Source organism: Herbaspirillum lusitanum P6-12 (assembly GCF_000256565.1).
Lineage (GTDB): Bacteria > Pseudomonadota > Gammaproteobacteria > Burkholderiales > Burkholderiaceae_D > Herbaspirillum > Herbaspirillum lusitanum.
This window is the reverse complement of record NZ_AJHH01000607.1, coordinates 1-18188: the sequence shown is the minus strand read 5'-3', so window position 1 is coordinate 18188 and position 18188 is coordinate 1. Positions and strand designations below refer to the sequence as shown.

Here is an 18188-nt window from a genome sequence, read left to right as displayed (position 1 = left end):
GCACTTTGACCTTCATCCCCGGAAACCAGGCCTTGGGCAGAGCGTAGCCCGCCGCGATGATGCCCCCGCAGTTAGTGCCGCCCGCTTCCCGACCACCCAACCGACTGCTTGAAGCCGGTTCTTCGATGTAAAAAGAATGGATATAGCCTGTCCCGTGTGTCACGCAAGAGACCGAGACATATTCTCTCGGTATAGGTACATACGACAGCGTGGATGTCTTTGCTGGCGCTTCCGGCGCGGTCGCATTACAAGCAGTCAAGGTAAAGATGCTGGCAAATAGCAGCAGTGGCAGTAGTAGCCTTTTAATCGTCATCGTGGTTTTCCTTGGCAAGCACTTCTTGAGAAAAATACAGTCTGCCAATGTCCGTGAAGATACGAAGCTTGTAAATATGCGCGGAACTACAGCCCCAAAAAATCAGCAAAAACCGTTAAATATGGAGAGAGTGTTCCTGCAGGTTATTGAATTGATTTGTCAGTCGGAGGGACTTAAAAACGTGTTCATGCTCGCCCCGAGAAACTGGGCAATACAGGATTTGACATGGAACGACGCATTGGTACTTTGTCGCGGGGAGCGCGACCGACCCGGATGACATCAGCATGTTGAAGAGAGACATGAAAAAATCAGATTAGCGCGGCCTGCGAGAAACTGGACGCGATGCCAGTTTGCAATTCTCCAATCCGATATTCTTGGCGGAGTTACTCTGCATATCGTGACCGAGCTTTTAGGCGGAAGCACGCACCTTGCTCTTCGCCTCTTCGGTATCCTTCGCCGGCGGCAGGCCGAACATCCTGCCGTATTCGCGCGTGAACTGCGGCACGCTCTCATAGCCGACCGCAAACGCCGCACTGCTGGCGCTGACGCCGTCGGTCAGCATCAGCCTTCTGGCCTCGATCAGGCGCAGCTGCTTCTGGAACTGCAGCGGCGACAACGAAGTCACGCTGCGGAAATGCTGATGAAATGACGACGGGCTCATGCCCGCCACCGCCGCCAGGCGTTCCACCGGCAACGCCTGCGCGAAATCGGTCCGCAACACCTCGACCGCCCGCGCCACGCGCCGCGCCTGACTGTCCGGCCATCCCAGATTGCGAATCGCAGCGCCATGCTTGCCCGCCAGCAGCCAGTAATGCAACTCGCGCGTCAATTGGGTCTGCAGTACCGGCAACGCGGCCGGACGATCAAGCAAGCGCATCAGCCGCAACGCCGCATCGGCGACTTCCGCATCGGTCGGGTCGACGCGCACCGGTGCCTGTGCGGAAGCAGGTGCGGCTTCCATCTGCATCGCCAGATCGGCAATCACCGCAGGATCGAGTTCCAACACCAGCGACAGGTAAGGCGCGGCAAGACTTGCGTGCGTAATCTGGCTGACCGTCGGCACGTCGGCCGTGATCAGTAGCGAATCGCCGGCCGAGAAGGCAAAGGCCTGCGCACCCATGGCGACACGTTTTCCGCCTTGCAAGACCAGGCACACCAGCGGTCGCGAAATGGCGTAGAGCAATTCGCTGACCTCGGTCGCGCGCACGATGGTGAGTCCGGCGATGGGCGTATGCGCCAGCCCGTCCCGCCCGGCATGAGCGTCGGCATAGCGTTGCACGGCAGTGAGTAAGGTCGTCATGGTGCAAGCCTACCTTGTCGGCGATTGTCTTGCACGCGACTTGCACTCGACTTGGAGGATCAGGCAAGGAACGTCGAGTATCCGGTAACCGGACCCGCCCCCTGCGTTCGATACTGCGGCTTCCATCAACGCATCGATACATCACAGCACAGGAGCCCACCATGACCACCACTGCCACCAAGATCACCCTCGTCACCGGCGCCAGCCGCGGACTCGGCCGCAACACCGCCCTCAGCATCGCCCGCCATGGCGGCGACGTTGTCGTCACCTACCACAGCCGCAGCGACGAAGCGCAAGCCGTGGTTGCTGAAATCCAGGCACTCGGCCGCAAGGCGGTCGCGTTGCAGCTCGATACCGGCGACGTTGCCGCATTCGCCCCTTTCGCGGAACGCCTGTGCGCCGCGCTGCGCGACACCTGGTCGCGCAACAGCATCGATCACCTGGTCAACAACGCCGGCCACGGCGACTACGCCCTGATCGGCGACACCACCGAGGCGCAATTCGACGGCCTGGTCAATGTGCATTTCAAGGGCGTCTATTTCCTGACGCAAACCCTGCTGCCCTTGATCGCCGACGGCGGCCGCATCGTCAACCTGTCCTCGGGCCTGACGCGCACCTCGTTCCCCGGCTATGCAGTATATGCCGCCGCCAAAGGCGCAGTCGAAGTGCTCACGCGCTACATGGCAAAGGAACTCGGAGCCCGCGGCATCGCCGTCAATACGGTCGCCCCCGGCGCCATCGAAACCGATTTCGGCGGCGGCGTGGTGCGGGACAATCCCGAGATCAACAAACAGTTTGCGGGCCTGACCGCACTGGGCCGCGTAGGCGTACCGGACGACATCGGCCCGATGATCGCCTCACTGCTGTCGCAGGACAATCGCTGGGTGACGGCGCAGAGAATTGAAGTGTCCGGCGGACAAGGAATTTAAGACGAGGACGAGGAAGCAGGAGTAAAAGCGACAGGCGATCTAAAAACCATCTCAGTCCCCTGGCGACGCGCAGCGAGCCAGTCTGGAATTCCCGCTTGCGAGTAGCCGGTGGCGGCAGGTGCAAATCGGATAAAGAAGGGAAACTTGTCTGAGCGCAGCGAGTTTGTTTCCCTTCCCGATTTGTGCCTGACGACGCCGGGCCGCCCCCGGCGAGGTCGTCCGAAGAAAGAAAAAAATTAATGAGAACAGGAAGACAGGTCAGGTAGAGGCCACAGAATTACGGTTACCAACCCGCTTAACCAACTCCGCCAACACCTCCTGCCCAGCCACCCAATCCCCCAACCCCGAAGCAGTATTGATATGCCCCACCGCCCCCGCATTGACAAACTCGGCGCCCCAAACGCCCGCCCAATGTTCAGCACGTTCCGCAGACATCCAGGGATCGTCGGTGCTGCCGATCACCACTGAAGGAAACGGCAGCCGCACCTGCACCACATCGGCCACTTTGAATTTTTCAGGATCCGCCGGCGCCACCAGCAACGCACCGACGATCCGACCGGCATCAATCCCCACGCGATGCACCGTCGTCAGACAGCCAAAGCTATGTGCAACGATCACGGTAGGACGAACATCCTGCGCCAGCACTTCCTGCAAACGCGCTGACCACACCGGCAAATCGGCAACGTCCCAGCGATCCTGCTCTACCCGCTCGAAGGCCGGATACAGCCGTTGCCAACGCGACTGCCAATGTTCGGGACCGCTGCCGTCAAGTCCCGGCACCACCAACACGCGAAAATCCGCAATGCGTGGAACAACGGAGCTGCCTTGATTGCGTGCGGTCGTTTTGCCCATGTCAGGCCACCTTGCTTTCAGAGTCGGGAAGCGGGAGCGCCAGGATCGATTTCGGCGTATCCCAGAGATAGCCCTGAGCATACACCGGCGTGCCGAGTTTGCCGCCGAAGTCCTGCAACCGGGCGAACACCACAGGATTCTCGACGCGCTTGAATACCACCCGAATGCCGTGTGCAGCAGCTTGCCGCAGCAACTTCTCGGTGCCCTCTTCATCGGTCAGTTCGCGCGCGTCGACCTTGATCATGTCGGGCTTGACCTTCTCCAGCAAGGCCAGCGCATCGCGTGCATCGGCGGCGCTGATGCCGAGCCGGAAACCGTTGCGCCGGTAGTTGTCCAGCACGTAGTTGAGCAGCCAGCCCTGGTTCTGCGTCACCACCGGCATTTGCAGCACGATCTTGTCATGCGGCAGTTCCAGCAGATTGAGGATACGGCGGAAAGCGATGCCGTGATTGCTGTCGACGGCTGCCAGCAAACGCGCATGCACGCTCAGGTGCAGACTGACGTCATAGTCCACCTGGCGATAAAAATTGATCGAATGCAACATGCGGCACAAGCGATCCAGTTCGACCGACTCGTCATCACTGGCGGCCTGGTCGAGCAGGCGCCACAGATGCAGACCGCTGTCGTCTTCGGAATAGCTGCGCGCAAATCCTTCATGCGCAACGATGGTGGCGTCCGGCGTGGCGGCGTCCGGCGTGCCGGCGCTGCCGAATACGCGTATCGGTTGAAACGCGGAAGTGAGCGTGGTGTTGAAATACTTGCCCTGCGCCCGCCCTTCCGCATCCAGCCAGACCTTGGACTCTTGCCCGCCTGAACCGTCGGGCCCATTGAGGCGGGCAAGATATTTTTCCAGGGCTTGATACTTCATCAATGGCTCCGCGATGAAATCGGATCAGAGCTTGGCGATCGACACTTCGGTCGCCTTGACCAGCGCGACGACTTCGCTGCCGATCACCAGGCCCAGGTCCTTGACCGAGCGTGTGGTGATGACCGATGTGACGATACCGGCTGGTGTTTCGACATCGACTTCGGAGACGACGGAGCCTTCGATGATGGCTTTGACTTTGCCCTTGAATTGATTGCGGACGTTGATGGCTTGAATGGTCATGCTCTGCTCCTTGATGAAACGGTGTGGCACTTGCCGCGCCGTAGGGGTTGAAATCAATGTTGTTCAGATGGCCCACTGCACCTGCTGCACGCCACGCGGCGCAAACGCAGGTTCCAGTTCCTCGATGGCGGATTCGCTACCCGGATGCCTTAGCACCCGCGCCAGGATCGCTTCTTCCAGCGCCGCAAACTGCGCCTGGCCGCGCGAGCGCGGGCGGGCCAGGTCGATGCGCTGGTCCAGGGCCACGCGGCCGTCTTCGATCAGCACCACGCGATCGGCCAGCGCGATCGCTTCCTGCACGTCATGCGTGACCAGCACGGCGGTGAAGCCGCGCTTTTGCCACAGCGATTCGATCAGTTGCTGCATCTCGATGCGGGTCAGCGCATCAAGCGCGCCCAGCGGTTCGTCCAATAGCAATAATTCGGGGTCGTGCACCAGAGCGCGCGCCAGCGCCACGCGTTGACGCTGGCCGCCGGACAGGACAGCCGGCCATTCGCCGGCGCGTTCTTCCAGACCGACCTGGCGCAGCGCTTGCGAGGCCGACGGCAAGGCTGCCTTGGGCAAGCCCAGCGCGACGTTGTTGAGCACGCGTTTCCATGGCAGCAGGCGCGAGTCCTGAAACATGATGCGGGTCTCCGGCTCGAAGCCCGCTTGACGTCCGTCGTCGTCTTTGGCGAAGGCGACTTCGCCGTGGGTGGCGGTTTCCAGTTTCGCGATCAGGCGCAGCAAGGTGCTCTTGCCGCAGCCGCTGCGACCGACGATGGCGACGAATTCGCCGGGCTTGACGTCGAGCGCGACGGCTTTCAGAACTTCGCGGCCGGCATAGGATTTCGACAGGCCGTCGATGGCGACGCGCACGCCACGGCTCTGCTTGCCGGATTGCGCTTCGGCGGCATTCTTTACTTGCGTGGTTTCGACAGGATTGTTTTGCATCGCGACGCCCTTATCCGTTTCTTTGCTGGTTGCTTTGTTGGTTGCCTTGTTCATTGATAACCCGGATGCCAGCGCAGCCAGAATTTTTCCAGGCTGCGCGCCAGCACGTCGGCCAGTTTGCCGAGCAGCGCGTACAGCAGGATGCCGACCAGCACCACATCGGTTTGCAGGAATTCGCGGGCGTTCATGGTCATGTAACCGATGCCGGCTTGCGCCGAGATGGTTTCGGCCACGATCAGCAGCACCCACACCAGGCCGAGCGCAAAACGCACGCCGACCAGGATCGACGGCAACGCGCCGGGCAGGATCACGTCGCGATACAGCGGCCAGCCGGACAAGCCGTAGCTCTTCGCCATTTCGATCAGGCCCTTGTCGACCGAGCGGATGCCGTGGAAAGTATTGAGGTAAATCGGGAAGAACACGCCGACCGACACCAGGAACAGCTTGGAAGTCTCGTCGATGCCGAACCACAGGATCATCAGCGGGATCAGCGCCAGCGCCGGAATATTGCGCACCATCTGCAGCGTGGTGTCGAGCAGCACTTCGGCCTGGCGGAAGGTGCCGGTCAGCAGTCCAAGCAGCAGGCCGAGTCCGCCGCCGACGGCGAAGCCCGAGGCGGCGCGCCCTGTGCTGACGCCCAGATGCGTCCACAACTCGCCCGATACCGACAGGTTCCAGGCTGCGCGCAACACTGCCCACGGCTCGGGCAGGATACGGCTGGACAGCCAGCCCAGTTGCGCTGCGATCTGCCACACCACGATCAAGCCGACCGGCAAGGCCCAGGACAATAATTGCGTGGCGCCAAAACCATTGCTGCTGCCGCTGCCGCTACTTTTAGCAGCAGCGATCTTGCGCGGCGTATCGACGGTAGGGCTGGCGATGCTTGTACTCATGACGGCTCCTTAACTCTCCGAAACTTGCTGCGCCAGCTTGGCGACCGGCGGCGGTACGTGGGTGTTGCCGACGATCTCGCCGAACGGGCCGGTCAGGTTGAAGCCGGGCAGCGTTTCCTTCTGCTTGCGCGGCAACAGCGGAAACACCAGTTCGGCAAACCGGTAGGACTCTTCCAGGTGCGGATAGCCCGAGAGGATGAAGGTATCGATGCCCAGCGCCGCATATTCCTGGAGCCGTTCGGCCACCGTCGGGCCATCGCCCACCAGCGCCGTGCCCGCGCCGCCTCGCACCAGGCCGACCCCAGCCCACAGGTTGGGACTCACTTCCAGCTTGTCGCGGCGGCCGCCGTGCAGGGCCGCCATGCGGCGCTGCCCTTCCGAATCCATGCGGGCAAAGTTGGCCTGGGCCTTGGCGATGGTCTCGTCATCGAGCCGACTGATCAGTTCATCGGCAGCGCGCCAGGCGGCTTCCGTGGTTTCACGGACGATCACGTGCAGGCGGATGCCGAAGCGCAGAGTGCGGCCGGCCTTGGCGGCGCGTGCGCGCACGATGGCGATCTTTTCGGCGACAGCTTCGGGCGGTTCGCCCCAGGTCAGGTAGACGTCGACTTGTTCAGCGGCGAGGTCGATCGCTTCGTCCGAGGAGCCGCCGAAATACAGCGGCGGGTATGGCGCCTGTACCGGTGGATAGAGCGCCTTGGCGCCCTTGACGCTGAGGTGCTTGCCTTCGAAATTGGTTTCGCCGCCGGTATGGGTCTTGCTCAGCACATCGCGCCAGATCTTGAGGAACTCATCGGAGATTTCATAGCGCTCCTTGTGGGTGCCGAAGATGCCGTCGCTTTCCTGCTCGGCAGGATCGCCGCCGGTGACGACATTGACCAGCAAGCGGCCGCCGGACAGGCGGTCGAAGGTCGCTGCCATGCGCGCCGACAACGTCGGTGCGCTCAGGCCGGGACGCACCGCGACCAGAAATTTCAGTTGCCTGGTTTCACCGATCAGGCTGGCGGCTGTGACCCAGGCGTCTTCACAGGAACGTCCGGTCGGCAGCAGCACGCCGTCATATCCCAAGGTATCGGCGGCGACTGCGACCTGCTTCATGTAGTCATGACTGACCAGGCGACCGCCTTCTGCGGTGCCGAGGTAGCGGCTGTCGCCGTGCGTGGGGATAAACCAGAAAACGTTCATTGCAAACTCCAATCGATATCGGTATCAGGTAAAACCAGCGGTGCGCCGCTCTCTCGAAAGCCGGCGCATCCTTCGTGCGTATTACTTTCTTACTTCAGCACCGCGTCCTTGACGCTGAGTTTTTTCGGGATCAGCTTGAGCTCGAAGAAGGCGTCGGCGATGCGTTGCTGCTCTTCCAGCACCTTGGCGTCGATCGGCCGGAAGATATGTTCATAGCGCTTCAGGCTGATTTCGATGACATCGGTGTCCAGACCCTGGATAGGCGCGAGTTGGGTCGCGGCTTCCTTGGTGTTGGCGCGGATCCATTGGCCTTCCTTGGTGATTTCTTCCAGCAGCACTTTGATGATCGCCGCATTCTTTTCAGCGAACGGACGCGCGCTCAGGAAGAACTGATGATGGCTGACTGCGCCCACACCGGTTGCCAGGCGACGTGCGCCGATCTGTTTTTCAGCGGCGGCCTGGAACGGATCCCAGATGGCCCACGCGTCGATGGCGCCTTTTTCAAACGCGGCACGGGCATCGGCCGGCGCCAGGTAAACCGGCTGGATATCGCTATAGCTGAGGCCGGCTTTCTTGAGCAGGGCCACCACCAGCCAGTGCACGTCGGAACCCTTGTTGAAGGCGATCTTCTTGCCCTTCAGTTCGGCCACGCTCTTGATCGGCGAATCCTTTTGCACCAGCAGGCCTTCAGCATCCGGCGTCGGGATTTCATACGCGGTATAGACGAAGTTCGCACCTGCCGCCTGGGCAAACACCGGCGGCGCTTCGCCGACATAGCCGAAGTCGACTGAGCCGACATTCAGCGCTTCCAGCAGTTGCGGCCCGGCCGTGAATTCGGCCCATTTGACTTCCACGCCTTGCGCCTGGAGACGCTTTTCCAGCGAGCCGTGCGCCTTGAGCAGCACCAGCGTGCTGGCGGCTTTTTGATAGCCGATGCGCAGCACTTGCCTGGACTGGGCCGCGGCGAAATTGCTCACGCCAAGGCCTGCAGCGGCAATGGCCAGAGTGGTCAGCAGACCGAGGGTACGGCGTCTGGCGGAACGTTGTTGTGCACTCATCTGTTTTCCCGTAACTGTTATTTTGTGAAATTCGGCGTAACAAGGCCCCTCCGCTCCTGCAGCGGATCTTGGGTCTTGCATGGATGACTAATTTGAAGCGGAGCTAGATTCGGAGCTACGCTTAAACGCTACATCGGATTTGCGAAAACGGTACGTCGGTGAATGCTCCCGGCGCGGTCTTGTGCAAGGCCAGCAGGCTGCTCGACAATTGGTCGACGCCTTCCTGCACGCGCGCCACGATGGGCGCATCAAGCACCAGGCCGTCCTGCTCCGACCAGATCACTTGCGCTTCGGTGGCGTAAATGCTTGGCAGTACATGCTTGGGCCCTAGCGACGACAGCACCGGACGCAGCGCGTAATCGAGCGCCAGCATGTGCGATTGACTACCGCCGGTCGCCAGCGGCAAGACCAGCTTGTCGGTCAGGCCGAACTGCGGCAACAGGTCGAGGAAAGCCTTGAGCGCGCCGCTGTAGGCTGCCTTGTAGACCGGCGTCGCCACGACGACTGCGGAAGCTTCTGCAACGCGGGCCAGCGCGGCCTTGATCTCGGGGTCGTTGAAGTCGGCGCGGATCAATGCCTGTCCCGGCAAGTCGCGCACGTCCAGTTTGGAATAGCGGTGCCCGAGCGCGGCCAGCTTTTCGCCGACGTGGTGCAGCAAGCGGGTGGAACGGGACGGAGCGGAAGGACTGCCGGCCAACAAGAGAATCGTCATGGTCAACTCAAAGGGTGAATCAGGTGAATCTTGGGATGATTCCGGAAGCCGTGATGCAGGCTCCCGGAGTTTGGCGCTGAGGGTCGAACTTGTATCGTTACGCCGGATGCTTACTTCTTGTTCGGTACGTACAACTGATCGAAACTGCCGCCGTCGGAGAAGTGATCCTTCTGGGCCTTCTGCCAACCGCCGAAGGTGTTGTCGACGGTGATCAGGTTGACCTTCGGATATTGCGATGCGTACTTCGCAGCGATCTTCGGGTTGATCGGACGGTAGTAGTTCTTGGCGATGATTTCCTGGCCTTCATCGGAATACAGATACTTCAGGTATTCTTCGGCGACCTTGCGGGTGCCGCGACGATCAACGACTTTGTCGACGATCGATACTGGCGGTTCAGCCAGGATGGAGATCGATGGGGTGATGACGTCGAACTTGTCCGGACCCCATTCTTTCAGCGAGATCAGCGCTTCGTTTTCCCATGCCAGCAGGACGTCGCCCAGGCCGCGTTCAACGAAGCTGATGGTGGCGCCGCGTGCGCCGGAGTCCAGCACCGGCACGTTCTTGAACAGCTTGGAGATGTAATCGCGTGCAGCGGCGTCATTGCCGCCCTTCTTCAGCGCGTAGGCCCATGCCGCCAGGTAGTTCCAGCGTGCGCCGCCCGAAGTCTTCGGATTCGGCGTGATCACCGAGACGCCCGGCTTGATCAGGTCGTCCCAGTCCTTGATTTTCTTGGGGTTGCCCTTGCGCACCAGGAACACGATGGTCGAGGTGTATGGCGAGCTGTTGTGGTCGAGGCGTTTTTGCCAGTCGGCCGGCAGCAGTTTGGCCTTTTCGGAGATTTCGTCGATGTCGTAAGCCAGCGCCAGCGTCACCACGTCTGCGTCGATGCCGTCGATGACGGAGCGTCCCTGTTTGCCGGAACCGCCGTGGGATGCCTTGATGGTCAGGTTGTCGCCGGTCTTGGCCTTCCAGTACTTGGCGAAGGCCTTGTTATAGTCGGCGTAGAGTTCGCGAGTCGGGTCGTAGGAGACATTCAGCAAGGAGATATCCGCAGCGTGCGCCAGCGGCACAACCTGGGAAAACAAGGCTGCCACGGCAACCGACTTGATAAGCTTTTTCAACATGATCTGCATCCCTCTTTGTTCAGTTTTGTTCTGGAGAGCACAGGTTAATGAGGCGGCAAGAAAAAACGAACGAATACTTTCTTCTCTCAATATGCGAAAAACAGATATGCAACAACAAGACTGCCGAATATAGACAGGCGCTGTTCATATCAAATTCGCATAAGGGAATCACCGGCAGCAATATAGCCGGGAGGCATGGATGAATAGGAATTCCCGGCGAATCGTAATATCGGCCGTTACGACGCAATCACGGAGCCGGGGCTGCTATCCGTCCCTTGAACACTGTCGCCGCCGTTTCATTTTTTCATCGTAAAACTACCGGCGGCCCCGTAAAACGCCTCGTCCTGGCGCACCGTCTTCTTCTCATTTTCACAATGTGGTATAAAGAACCTATTGCAATGCATCAGAAATCGAGATGAAAAAAGAAGCCCACGACGAGACAGGCGCGATATCGATCCAGGTCATTGAGCGGATGGTGTCCCTGCTGGACGCGCTGGCAATGTATCCGGATCCGGTCAGCCTGAAGGAATTGTCGGCCGCCACCAAGCTGCATCCATCGACGGCCCACCGCATCCTCAACGACCTGGTGGTGAAGCGTTTCGTCGATCGCTCGGAGCCCGGCACCTACCGCCTCGGCATGCGTCTGCTGGAACTCGGCAACATCGTCAAGAGCCGCCTGAGCGTACGCGAAGCCGCACTCGACTTCATGCGCGCCCTGCACCGCAAGACCCATCAGACCATCAACTTGTCGGTGCGCCAGAGCGATGAAATTGTTTATATCGACCGCTCCTTCTCCGAACGCTCGGGCATGCAGGTGGTGCGCGCCATCGGCGGCCGGGCGCCGCTGCATCTGACCTCGACCGGCAAGCTGTTCCTCTCCATCGACGACCCCAAGGCGGTGCGTTCCTATGCCACGCGCACCGGGCTGGCCGGCCACAACAAGAATTCGATTACCGACCTGAGCAAGCTGGAGCGCGAGCTGAGCATGGTGCGCGCGCTTGGCTACGCACGCGACAACGAAGAGCTGGAGCTGGGTGTGCGCTGCATGGCGGCAGGCATCCGCGACGACTCCGGCAAACTGGTCGCAGGACTGTCGATTTCGGCGCCGGCCGATCGACTGCAGGAAGATTGGGTGGAAGACCTGGTCAGCACGGCCAGCCAGATTTCCTCGGCGCTGGGGTATCGTCAGGACCGGAGTTGAACACGCTTCAGCTCACGCAGTCCGTTCGTCCTGAGTACATTCCCATCCCGTTCGTCCTGAGTAGCCGCGCAGTGGCGTATCGAAGGCGCGGCAGTCGTCGCGCATCGGTCGGCGCGCCTTCGATACGGGCCTCGCGGCCCTACTCAGGTCGAACGGTTTTCTGAAATACAAGCAGTTTCTCTACGACGCATCCGCCCTCCACTGCCCACCCAATCATCCCCATCCCGTTCGTCCTGAGTACATTCCCATCCCGTTCGTCCTGAGTAGCCGCGCAGCGGCGTATCGAAGGCGCGGCGGTCGTCGCGCATCGGTCAGCGTCCCCCTCGCTACCGCCGCGTGGCCGACTCAGGTCGAACGGTTTTCTGAAGCGCAAACAAAAATGCCGTTCATCACTGAACGGCATTTTTCATTCAAGCATTTGCAGGCAAGGCCATCCGCCTCCATCAACCCTCGTCGGCGCGCACCATCTTCATGCGGGTCAGGTTGCTGGGCTGGTCATCCACCAGCCACTTGCGCATGCGGGCGGCGTCACCCACGTGCGAGAGGCGGCCCTTGGAATCGAGGAAGACCATGACGATGGGACGCCCCTCGATGCGGGTATACATCACCAGGCAATGCCCCGCCTCGTTGATGAAACCGGTCTTCTGCAGGCCGATATCCCATTCCTTGTTGGAGGTCAGGCGGTTGGAGCTGGCGTATTGCAGAGCGTGGCCGCTGGGCTCGACCATGTATTTGGCATCGGTCGAGTATTGGCGAATGATCGGGTAGTTATAAGCTGCGACCACCAGTTTGGCGAGATCGCGTGCGCTGGCGACGTTATTGCTGGAGAGGCCGGTCGAATCCACGTAGTGCGTATCCATCATGCCCAACGAGCGCGCCTTGGCGTTCATCGCGGCGACGAATGCCGGCAGGCCGCCCGGATAATTGCGACCGAGCGCCGATGCAGCGCGATTCTCGGAACTCATCAGTGCAATGTGCAGCATGTCGTCACGCGACAATTGCGCACCGACGCGCAGGCGGGAACTGCTGTGTTTTTGACGATCGACATCGTCATCGCTGACGGTGAGGATTTCTTCCATGTTCTGGCGCGCTTCAACCACCACCAGCGAAGTCATCAGCTTGGTGACGGAAGCAATCGGCAAGGCGACGGAGGAATTTTTTTCAAACAGGACTTGCGAACTGGCCTGGTCGATTACCAGTGCGACGTTGGAACGCAGCGCCAGCGGATCTTGCGTCAGGTTGAGGCCGGCCATGTCGCCGGCGGTCATGACGGGCGGCACCACCGGCACGGTCGGCATCGCTGCGACGCGCTGATACACGACGCGGCGCTTGCCGTGGACGACGGCGACCTTCTTGACCAGTTTTTCACGGCGGTCCAGCGAAGCTTGCGTGGCCCGCTTGGGCGCGGCGACTGGACGACGATGGACGACGTTCTTCTTGATTACGGCCTTTTTAACGGCGGTTTTCTTGGAATTAGGCGAAGTTTGCGCTTGCACAGAGGAAGTGCCGACCAGGACCAGAAGTGCCGTAGCGACGGCAGCTAGCGCAGATTTGAGCATTGGTGAACCTCCCCCTGATTGATACATACAAGAAACTGTTGGCAGTGTAGCAAACCAAGGGAAAATCGCAAGATAATTAGGTAGTTAGCGCAACTTTTTAAACAACTTTCTTGAAAAATGCGCTTTTTTTAATTTTTAGAAACCCCATGCGACTCTTTTTAACGGTCGCGACACCTCAGATTTGCTATAAACAGACCCGCCAGTACGAAATAAAACCCACAGCATGATACCAGTGTAACGTCACCTCCAGCCAGTCCATCGCGATAACAGAGGCGAATATCGGGACCAGATGAACGCATTGCGACGCACTCGCGGACCCGATGCGGACGAAGCCGTAATTGCACACCAGCGTCGCCAGCATACTTGGGGGGAAACAGTCAGATAAAGAACACCGCTCACACTACCTGATTGAGCGGTATAACGAGCGCCCCCCCGCCTCCGTTGACGAGCATCAGCAAAGTGAATGCAAACAGCCCGAGCGCACATGGGCTCCAATATATTATTGGGCGTGCTTTAAATCGGCTTGATCGCTTCCACCAGCACGGTATCGATGTCGAAGGAATAATCTTCCGCCACGTTGAAGTAAGCGCGCACCTCTACCGGCGCGGCGCGCCACAGCGACTTGATGGCGACGATGTGTTCCGGCGAGGTGCGCATGCGTGCGACCCAGGAGGCGAATTCCAGCGTCAGTTTCCAACTCTTGGAAAATTCGACCTGCAGGCCGGTCTGCGCAATCAGTTTTTTCCACGACGACAGGCTGACGTTGCGCACGTGCGAGGTGTCGCGCAGCAGTTCGATGCCCTGCATGTAGGTGTCGGCCAGCACATCGGCCGGCGCTGCGGTGTCGATCACCACAAAGCGACCGCCCGGCTTCAGCACGCGCGCGGCTTCCTGCAAGGCCTGCGGCAGATTGCGCCAGTGATGCGCGCTGAAACGCGTACAAACGACGTCGAATGAGGCATCGGCGAACGGCAGGCGGTCGGCGCTGCCCTGCTGCACTTCAATATTCGATAATTTGCGTTCGACGGCGGCGGCGCGCACCACTTCCAGCATCTGCGCCGACAAATCGTAGGCGACCACTTGTGCGGCGAACGGCGCCGTGGCGAAACTGGCGTGGCCGCCGCCGCAGCCCAGGTCCAGCACGCGGGCGTGCGGATAGGCTGCGGCATACGCCGCGAGGTCTTGCAAATCCGCACCCTGCGCGTGGACGGCGCTGGTCAGATACGAGGCGGCGGTAGTGCCGAATTGTTCGGAAATCACTTCATTGTGGCTACGCATTCCTGGCTCCCTGGGTTGATATGTTCACGTGGTGATTGAGTGGCTGGAGACGCAAGTTTAGTTGTTCTGTATCCTGGTACAAGTTCACCATTTATACTATTACCAAAACCAACAGCTTCAACCTCCTTTTCGCCATGCCATCCGACGACGCCAGACAGGACAAGACTCTCAAACCCGACATCAAGCGCAAAGCACTCGGCGAGTTCATCAAATCGCAGCGCGAGCAGATCTCGCCGACGCTGGCCGGACTCGGCCATCTGTCGCACGGCACCCGACGCCGCACGCCGGGCTTGCGACGCGAGGAAGTGGCGCAGCTGTGCGGCATCAGCGTGACCTGGTACACCTGGATAGAACAAGGCCGCACCGATTCGATCTCGCCGCAAGCGCTGGCGCGTATCGCCGATGCCCTGCACCTGCCGCGCGCCAAACGCACCTATTTGTTTGAACTGGCGGAAAAGAAGGATCCGGTGCATCAGGAGGATCACACCGAAAGCATCGCGCCGGAAATTCTCGATGTCGTGCGCAGCATCCGCCAACCGGCGTATGTGCTGGACCGCTACTGGAACGCACTAGCCTGCAACGCGCCGGCTCGCAAGCTGTTCACGGGCTGGCTCACCGCCGGCAGCGAATATGGCAACCTGCTGTTTTTCACGTTTTGCACGACGGCCTCGCAAGAACTGATCACCGATTGGGAACAGCGCGCACGCCGCCTGGTCGCGGAGTTTCGCGCCGATTGCGGCCAGTACCTGGACGATCCGCAGATCAAGACGATGGTGGAAGAATTATCGGCGCGCAGTGCGCTGTTCAAGCGCGCCTGGAGCCTGCAGGATGTGGTCGAACGCGAAGGCGGCAAGCGCCTGTTCCGCCATCCCGTACAGGGCGAGCTGACTTACCAGCAGGTGAATTTCCGTGTAGCGAACCGGCCGGATCTGAAGCTGATTACCTTGATGCCCGTCTGAACGAACTACTTGCGCACCACGAAAGCGACGCCGATCACGGCCACCACCATGCCGATGATGCCGATCACGCTGAAGACTTCGCCGAACATCAGCCAGGCCATCACGGCAGTGGTCGGCGGCGTCAGGTACAGCAGGCTGGTGACGCTGGTGGCGGCGCTGCGCCGGATCAGCGCGAACAGCAGGAAGATGGCGCCGATCGACAAGGCCAGCACCGACCACAGCAAGGCGCCGATGAACTGCGGCGTCCACGCGACCGCATGTAGACTCAGGTCGAAGTCTTCCAGGAAAATCGCAAACGGCAGCACCACCAGCAACGACGCCACGAACTGCACGATAGTGCCGGTGCGCAGGTCGAAGTGCGGGCAGAAGCGTTTCTGATACAGCGTGCCGATGGTGATCGTCACCAGCGCCATGACGCACAGGGAAATCGCTTGCCACGACAAGCCGATCAGTGAAATCTTGTTGGCCACCACCAGCCCGACGCCGCACAAACCGAGCCCCAATCCCAGCCATTGGCGTCCCTTGACGCGCTCGCCCACGAAGGGTGCGGCGAATGCAGTGAGCACCGGTTGCATGCCGACGATCAACGCGGTCAACCCGGCCGGCATGCCCATCTTGATGGCGCTCCACACGCCCGCCAGATAGGCCGCATGCAACAACACGCCGGCCACGGCGATGTGTCCGATCTGCCGTCCTTGCGGCCACGGCGCGCGCAGCACCAGCACCAGCGGCACCAGGACAATCAGCACACCGGCGAAGCGCAGCACCAGGAAAGTCAGCGGCGGCGCGTACGGCAGGCCGAACTTGGCGACGATGAAGCCGGTGCTCCAGATCAGCACGAAGGCCAGCGGAACGAAATTGAGCAGCAAGGGATTCCAGGAGCGTTTGTCCTGGGCGGCGCCGGCGGCGATGCGAATCATAGTTATCCAAAACACACTGCGGGAAGTCTGCGCGGAAGCGGGTTGAAAATCCTGGCTCCGGGTTCAATTCCAGTCGGCAGCGTATCGACTGGCTAGCGTTATTGTTTGTACGTGGACGGCGACGGTGTCTTCGATGTTTTTTCCGTAACCGCCCGCCATCGTAACCGCGATCGGAATTCTTTGCTGACGACCCAGTTCGAACACCAGTGTGTCGCGCGCCGCCAAGCCGTCCATGCTCAGTTTCATGCGCCCGAGCCGGTCGCCTTCGTGCGGATCGGCGCCGGCCAGGTAGATGATGAGTTGCGGATCGAAGCGCGCCATCAGTTGCGCCAGCGCCGCCTCCAATGCAGCCAGGTAGTCGGCATCGCCAACGCCGTCGGGCAAGGCGACGTCGAGGTCGCTGCGTTCTTTTTCGAATGGATAGTTGCGTTCGCCGTGCAGCGACAAGGTGAACACCGAATCGTCCTTCGCCAGAATCGATGCGGTGCCGTTGCCCTGATGGACATCCAGATCGACGATGGCGACGCGGGCGGCGCGGCGTTCGGCCTGCATCAGGCGCGACGCCACGGCGGCGTCATTGAACACGCAAAATCCGGCGCCGCGATCGGCATAGGCGTGATGCGTGCCACCGGCCAGATTGATTGCGACGCCCTGCTCCAAAGCGCTGCGGCAAGCGGCAATGGTGGCGCCGGCGGACCGGCGCGAACGCTCGACCATTTCCGGCGACCAGGGGAAGCCGATGTCCTTTTGCACCTGCTCCGGCAAGGCGCCGCGCGAGACCAGATCGACATAGCGCGGATGATGCGCCAGCGCCAGCACGCCGTCGGTGGCTGCCTGGGCTTCATGGAATTCCAGATCCGCCACTGCACGCGCGGCGCCCTCGCGGATGAGGCGATACTTGATCATCGGGAAACGATGTCCGACCGGCAGCGGCAGGACGAAATGGTCGCTGTAATAGGCTCTCAAACATTGACTTTCAATAGGCATTCAGCAGCTTGATGCGGACGCCGATACAGGCCTGATGCAAGACTGAAGCGGCCCCAAAAAAAACCGACTCGGGAGTATGTGTGACATCTGCGGGAAATGCGCCACAATCTTTTTGAAAATCGTCGGCAAACCTATTGACATGCCGGTGTTTTCACCTAAAATCCGAATTGTGCACCGCACAAAAGAGTGTCCAACAATAGCGTGCATTTCCCTGCCCCATTCCATTCAATCTTGATATCGGACCAAAGGACTACGCAAAATGACGACTCTCACCGAACAATTCTCCGCCGCAACCAAAGCGAACTTCGAAGCGCAAATCGCACTGTTTAGCCAGTTTGCCAACAAGACCTTCGAGGGCGTCGAAAAGCTGGTCGACCTGAACCTGAAAGCCACCAAGTCTTCCCTGGAAGAAACGCGCGAAGCGACACAGAAGCTGCTGACCGCAAAGGATGCGCAGGAATTCTTTTCATTCTCGAGCGCGCAGGCTCAGCCTACCGTCGAAAAGAGTCTGGCTTATGGCCGCCATCTGGCCGGCATCGTGTCCACGACGCAAGCGGAACTGACCAAGACCGCCGAAGCGCAACTGGCGGAGGTCAACCGCAAGGTGATTTCGCTGATCGACGAGGCCTCCAAGAACGCCCCGGCCGGTTCGGAAAACGCGATCACTTTCGTCAAGACAACCATCGGCAACTTTAACGCCGGCTACGAGCAATTCACCAAGAGCGCCAAACAAGCGAGCGAAGCACTGGAAGCCAACGTCTCCAGCGCCGTCGATCAGCTGTCGCAGGCAACCGTAAAAGCAACAAGCCGCAGCAAGAAATAATTTCAACGAATAATTCGAGCCTGAACAACACCCGGGCAGACAATATTCGTTATG

General features: G+C 60.2%; 19 protein-coding genes. 4 read left to right on the top strand and 15 right to left on the bottom strand.

Annotation, left to right across the window (positions count from 1 at the left end; all coding sequences use genetic code 11):
- The coding region (locus tag HLUSI_RS32920) for a DUF3304 domain-containing protein (RefSeq protein WP_157137934.1) at positions 1–313 on the bottom strand (313 nt) is incomplete at its 3' end.
- 409 nt (positions 314–722) lie between these two features.
- Entirely contained in the window at positions 723–1613 is an 891-nt protein-coding gene (locus tag HLUSI_RS0119960; protein ID WP_016835629.1) for an AraC family transcriptional regulator, read from the bottom strand.
- A 161-nt stretch (positions 1614–1774) separates the two neighbouring features.
- Here HLUSI_RS0119960 and HLUSI_RS0119955 point away from each other — a divergent pair, with 161 nt between their 5' ends.
- On the top strand, positions 1775–2542 hold the full coding sequence (locus HLUSI_RS0119955) for an SDR family NAD(P)-dependent oxidoreductase (RefSeq protein WP_016835628.1): 768 nt from the start codon (positions 1775–1777) through the stop codon (positions 2540–2542).
- Between the two features lie 258 nt (positions 2543–2800).
- On the opposite strand, the gene HLUSI_RS0119950 is transcribed toward HLUSI_RS0119955, so the two are convergent.
- From HLUSI_RS0119950 to HLUSI_RS0119910, 9 genes are all read right to left on the bottom strand, one after another.
- Positions 2801–3394: an RBBP9/YdeN family alpha/beta hydrolase gene (locus HLUSI_RS0119950; RefSeq protein WP_016835626.1), complete on the bottom strand. Its 594-nt coding sequence runs from the start codon at positions 3392–3394 to the stop codon at positions 2801–2803.
- A gap of 1 nt (position 3395) precedes the next feature.
- Positions 3396–4262, bottom strand: coding sequence for an EAL domain-containing protein (locus HLUSI_RS0119945; protein WP_016835625.1), 867 nt, complete (start codon positions 4260–4262; stop codon positions 3396–3398).
- Between the two features lie 24 nt (positions 4263–4286).
- The gene (locus tag HLUSI_RS0119940; RefSeq protein WP_007884497.1) at positions 4287–4502 is read right to left on the bottom strand and encodes a TOBE domain-containing protein; all 216 of its coding nucleotides are present in this window, start codon (positions 4500–4502) and stop codon (positions 4287–4289) included.
- A gap of 63 nt (positions 4503–4565) precedes the next feature.
- On the bottom strand, positions 4566–5435 hold the full coding sequence (locus HLUSI_RS0119935; RefSeq protein WP_029363805.1) for an ATP-binding cassette domain-containing protein: 870 nt from the start codon (positions 5433–5435) through the stop codon (positions 4566–4568).
- Positions 5436–5485: 50 nt separating this feature from the next.
- Positions 5486–6328: an aliphatic sulfonate ABC transporter permease SsuC gene (ssuC, locus tag HLUSI_RS0119930; protein WP_016835623.1), complete on the bottom strand. Its 843-nt coding sequence runs from the start codon at positions 6326–6328 to the stop codon at positions 5486–5488.
- A gap of 9 nt (positions 6329–6337) precedes the next feature.
- Positions 6338–7513, bottom strand: a complete 1176-nt coding sequence (gene ssuD / locus HLUSI_RS0119925; protein WP_016835622.1) for an FMNH2-dependent alkanesulfonate monooxygenase — start codon at positions 7511–7513, stop codon at positions 6338–6340.
- 89 nt (positions 7514–7602) lie between these two features.
- On the bottom strand, positions 7603–8571 hold the full coding sequence (locus HLUSI_RS0119920) for a sulfonate ABC transporter substrate-binding protein (RefSeq protein WP_016835621.1): 969 nt from the start codon (positions 8569–8571) through the stop codon (positions 7603–7605).
- 121 nt (positions 8572–8692) lie between these two features.
- Positions 8693–9283, bottom strand: coding sequence for an NADPH-dependent FMN reductase (gene ssuE, locus HLUSI_RS0119915; RefSeq protein ID WP_016835620.1), 591 nt, complete (start codon positions 9281–9283; stop codon positions 8693–8695).
- 110 nt (positions 9284–9393) lie between these two features.
- Positions 9394–10407, bottom strand: coding sequence for a sulfate ABC transporter substrate-binding protein (locus HLUSI_RS0119910; protein WP_029363804.1), 1014 nt, complete (start codon positions 10405–10407; stop codon positions 9394–9396).
- A gap of 415 nt (positions 10408–10822) precedes the next feature.
- Here HLUSI_RS0119910 and HLUSI_RS0119905 point away from each other — a divergent pair, with 415 nt between their 5' ends.
- A complete protein-coding gene (locus HLUSI_RS0119905) occupies positions 10823–11608 on the top strand; it encodes an IclR family transcriptional regulator (protein WP_016835618.1) in 786 nt (261 codons plus the stop codon).
- A 443-nt stretch (positions 11609–12051) separates the two neighbouring features.
- Here HLUSI_RS0119905 and pbpG read toward each other — a convergent pair whose 3' ends face one another.
- Both pbpG and HLUSI_RS0119895 read right to left on the bottom strand, forming a co-directional pair.
- Positions 12052–13167, bottom strand: a complete 1116-nt coding sequence (gene pbpG / locus HLUSI_RS0119900; protein ID WP_016835617.1) for a D-alanyl-D-alanine endopeptidase — start codon at positions 13165–13167, stop codon at positions 12052–12054.
- Positions 13168–13680: 513 nt separating this feature from the next.
- Positions 13681–14445, bottom strand: a complete 765-nt coding sequence (locus tag HLUSI_RS0119895; protein WP_016835616.1) for a class I SAM-dependent methyltransferase — start codon at positions 14443–14445, stop codon at positions 13681–13683.
- Positions 14446–14579: 134 nt separating this feature from the next.
- Between HLUSI_RS0119895 and HLUSI_RS0119890 the strand changes: the two genes are divergently transcribed.
- Entirely contained in the window at positions 14580–15404 is an 825-nt protein-coding gene (locus HLUSI_RS0119890) for a helix-turn-helix transcriptional regulator (RefSeq protein WP_016835615.1), read from the top strand.
- Positions 15405–15409: 5 nt separating this feature from the next.
- Here the strand turns inward: HLUSI_RS0119890 and HLUSI_RS0119885 are convergent, their stop codons facing one another.
- Both HLUSI_RS0119885 and HLUSI_RS0119880 read right to left on the bottom strand, forming a co-directional pair.
- Entirely contained in the window at positions 15410–16324 is a 915-nt protein-coding gene (locus HLUSI_RS0119885) for a DMT family transporter (RefSeq protein WP_016835614.1), read from the bottom strand.
- A gap of 63 nt (positions 16325–16387) precedes the next feature.
- Complete coding sequence (locus tag HLUSI_RS0119880) at positions 16388–17290, bottom strand: histone deacetylase family protein (protein WP_016835613.1); 903 nt, start codon at positions 17288–17290, stop codon at positions 16388–16390.
- A 280-nt stretch (positions 17291–17570) separates the two neighbouring features.
- Here HLUSI_RS0119880 and phaP point away from each other — a divergent pair, with 280 nt between their 5' ends.
- Entirely contained in the window at positions 17571–18134 is a 564-nt protein-coding gene (gene phaP / locus HLUSI_RS0119875) for a TIGR01841 family phasin (RefSeq protein ID WP_016835612.1), read from the top strand.
- The last annotated feature ends 54 nt before the right edge of the window (positions 18135–18188 follow it).

Coding starts and splice junctions, on each gene's coding strand:
- pbpG (WP_016835617.1), bottom strand. CDS start 13,167: ATGCTCAAATCTGCGCTAGCTGCCGTCGCTACGGCACTTCTGGTCCTG.
- ssuE (WP_016835620.1), bottom strand. CDS start 9,283: ATGACGATTCTCTTGTTGGCCGGCAGTCCTTCCGCTCCGTCCCGTTCC.
- HLUSI_RS0119940 (WP_007884497.1), bottom strand. CDS start 4,502: ATGACCATTCAAGCCATCAACGTCCGCAATCAATTCAAGGGCAAAGTC.
- HLUSI_RS0119960 (WP_016835629.1), bottom strand. CDS start 1,613: ATGACGACCTTACTCACTGCCGTGCAACGCTATGCCGACGCTCATGCC.
- HLUSI_RS0119905 (WP_016835618.1), top strand. CDS start 10,823: ATGAAAAAAGAAGCCCACGACGAGACAGGCGCGATATCGATCCAGGTC.
- ssuD (WP_016835622.1), bottom strand. CDS start 7,513: ATGAACGTTTTCTGGTTTATCCCCACGCACGGCGACAGCCGCTACCTC.
- phaP (WP_016835612.1), top strand. CDS start 17,571: ATGACGACTCTCACCGAACAATTCTCCGCCGCAACCAAAGCGAACTTC.
- HLUSI_RS0119955 (WP_016835628.1), top strand. CDS start 1,775: ATGACCACCACTGCCACCAAGATCACCCTCGTCACCGGCGCCAGCCGC.
- ssuC (WP_016835623.1), bottom strand. CDS start 6,328: ATGAGTACAAGCATCGCCAGCCCTACCGTCGATACGCCGCGCAAGATC.
- HLUSI_RS0119920 (WP_016835621.1), bottom strand. CDS start 8,571: ATGAGTGCACAACAACGTTCCGCCAGACGCCGTACCCTCGGTCTGCTG.
- HLUSI_RS0119895 (WP_016835616.1), bottom strand. CDS start 14,445: ATGCGTAGCCACAATGAAGTGATTTCCGAACAATTCGGCACTACCGCC.
- HLUSI_RS0119885 (WP_016835614.1), bottom strand. CDS start 16,324: ATGATTCGCATCGCCGCCGGCGCCGCCCAGGACAAACGCTCCTGGAAT.
- HLUSI_RS0119935 (WP_029363805.1), bottom strand. CDS start 5,435: ATGCAAAACAATCCTGTCGAAACCACGCAAGTAAAGAATGCCGCCGAA.
- HLUSI_RS0119950 (WP_016835626.1), bottom strand. CDS start 3,394: ATGGGCAAAACGACCGCACGCAATCAAGGCAGCTCCGTTGTTCCACGC.
- HLUSI_RS0119910 (WP_029363804.1), bottom strand. CDS start 10,407: ATGTTGAAAAAGCTTATCAAGTCGGTTGCCGTGGCAGCCTTGTTTTCC.
- HLUSI_RS0119890 (WP_016835615.1), top strand. CDS start 14,580: ATGCCATCCGACGACGCCAGACAGGACAAGACTCTCAAACCCGACATC.
- HLUSI_RS0119945 (WP_016835625.1), bottom strand. CDS start 4,262: ATGAAGTATCAAGCCCTGGAAAAATATCTTGCCCGCCTCAATGGGCCC.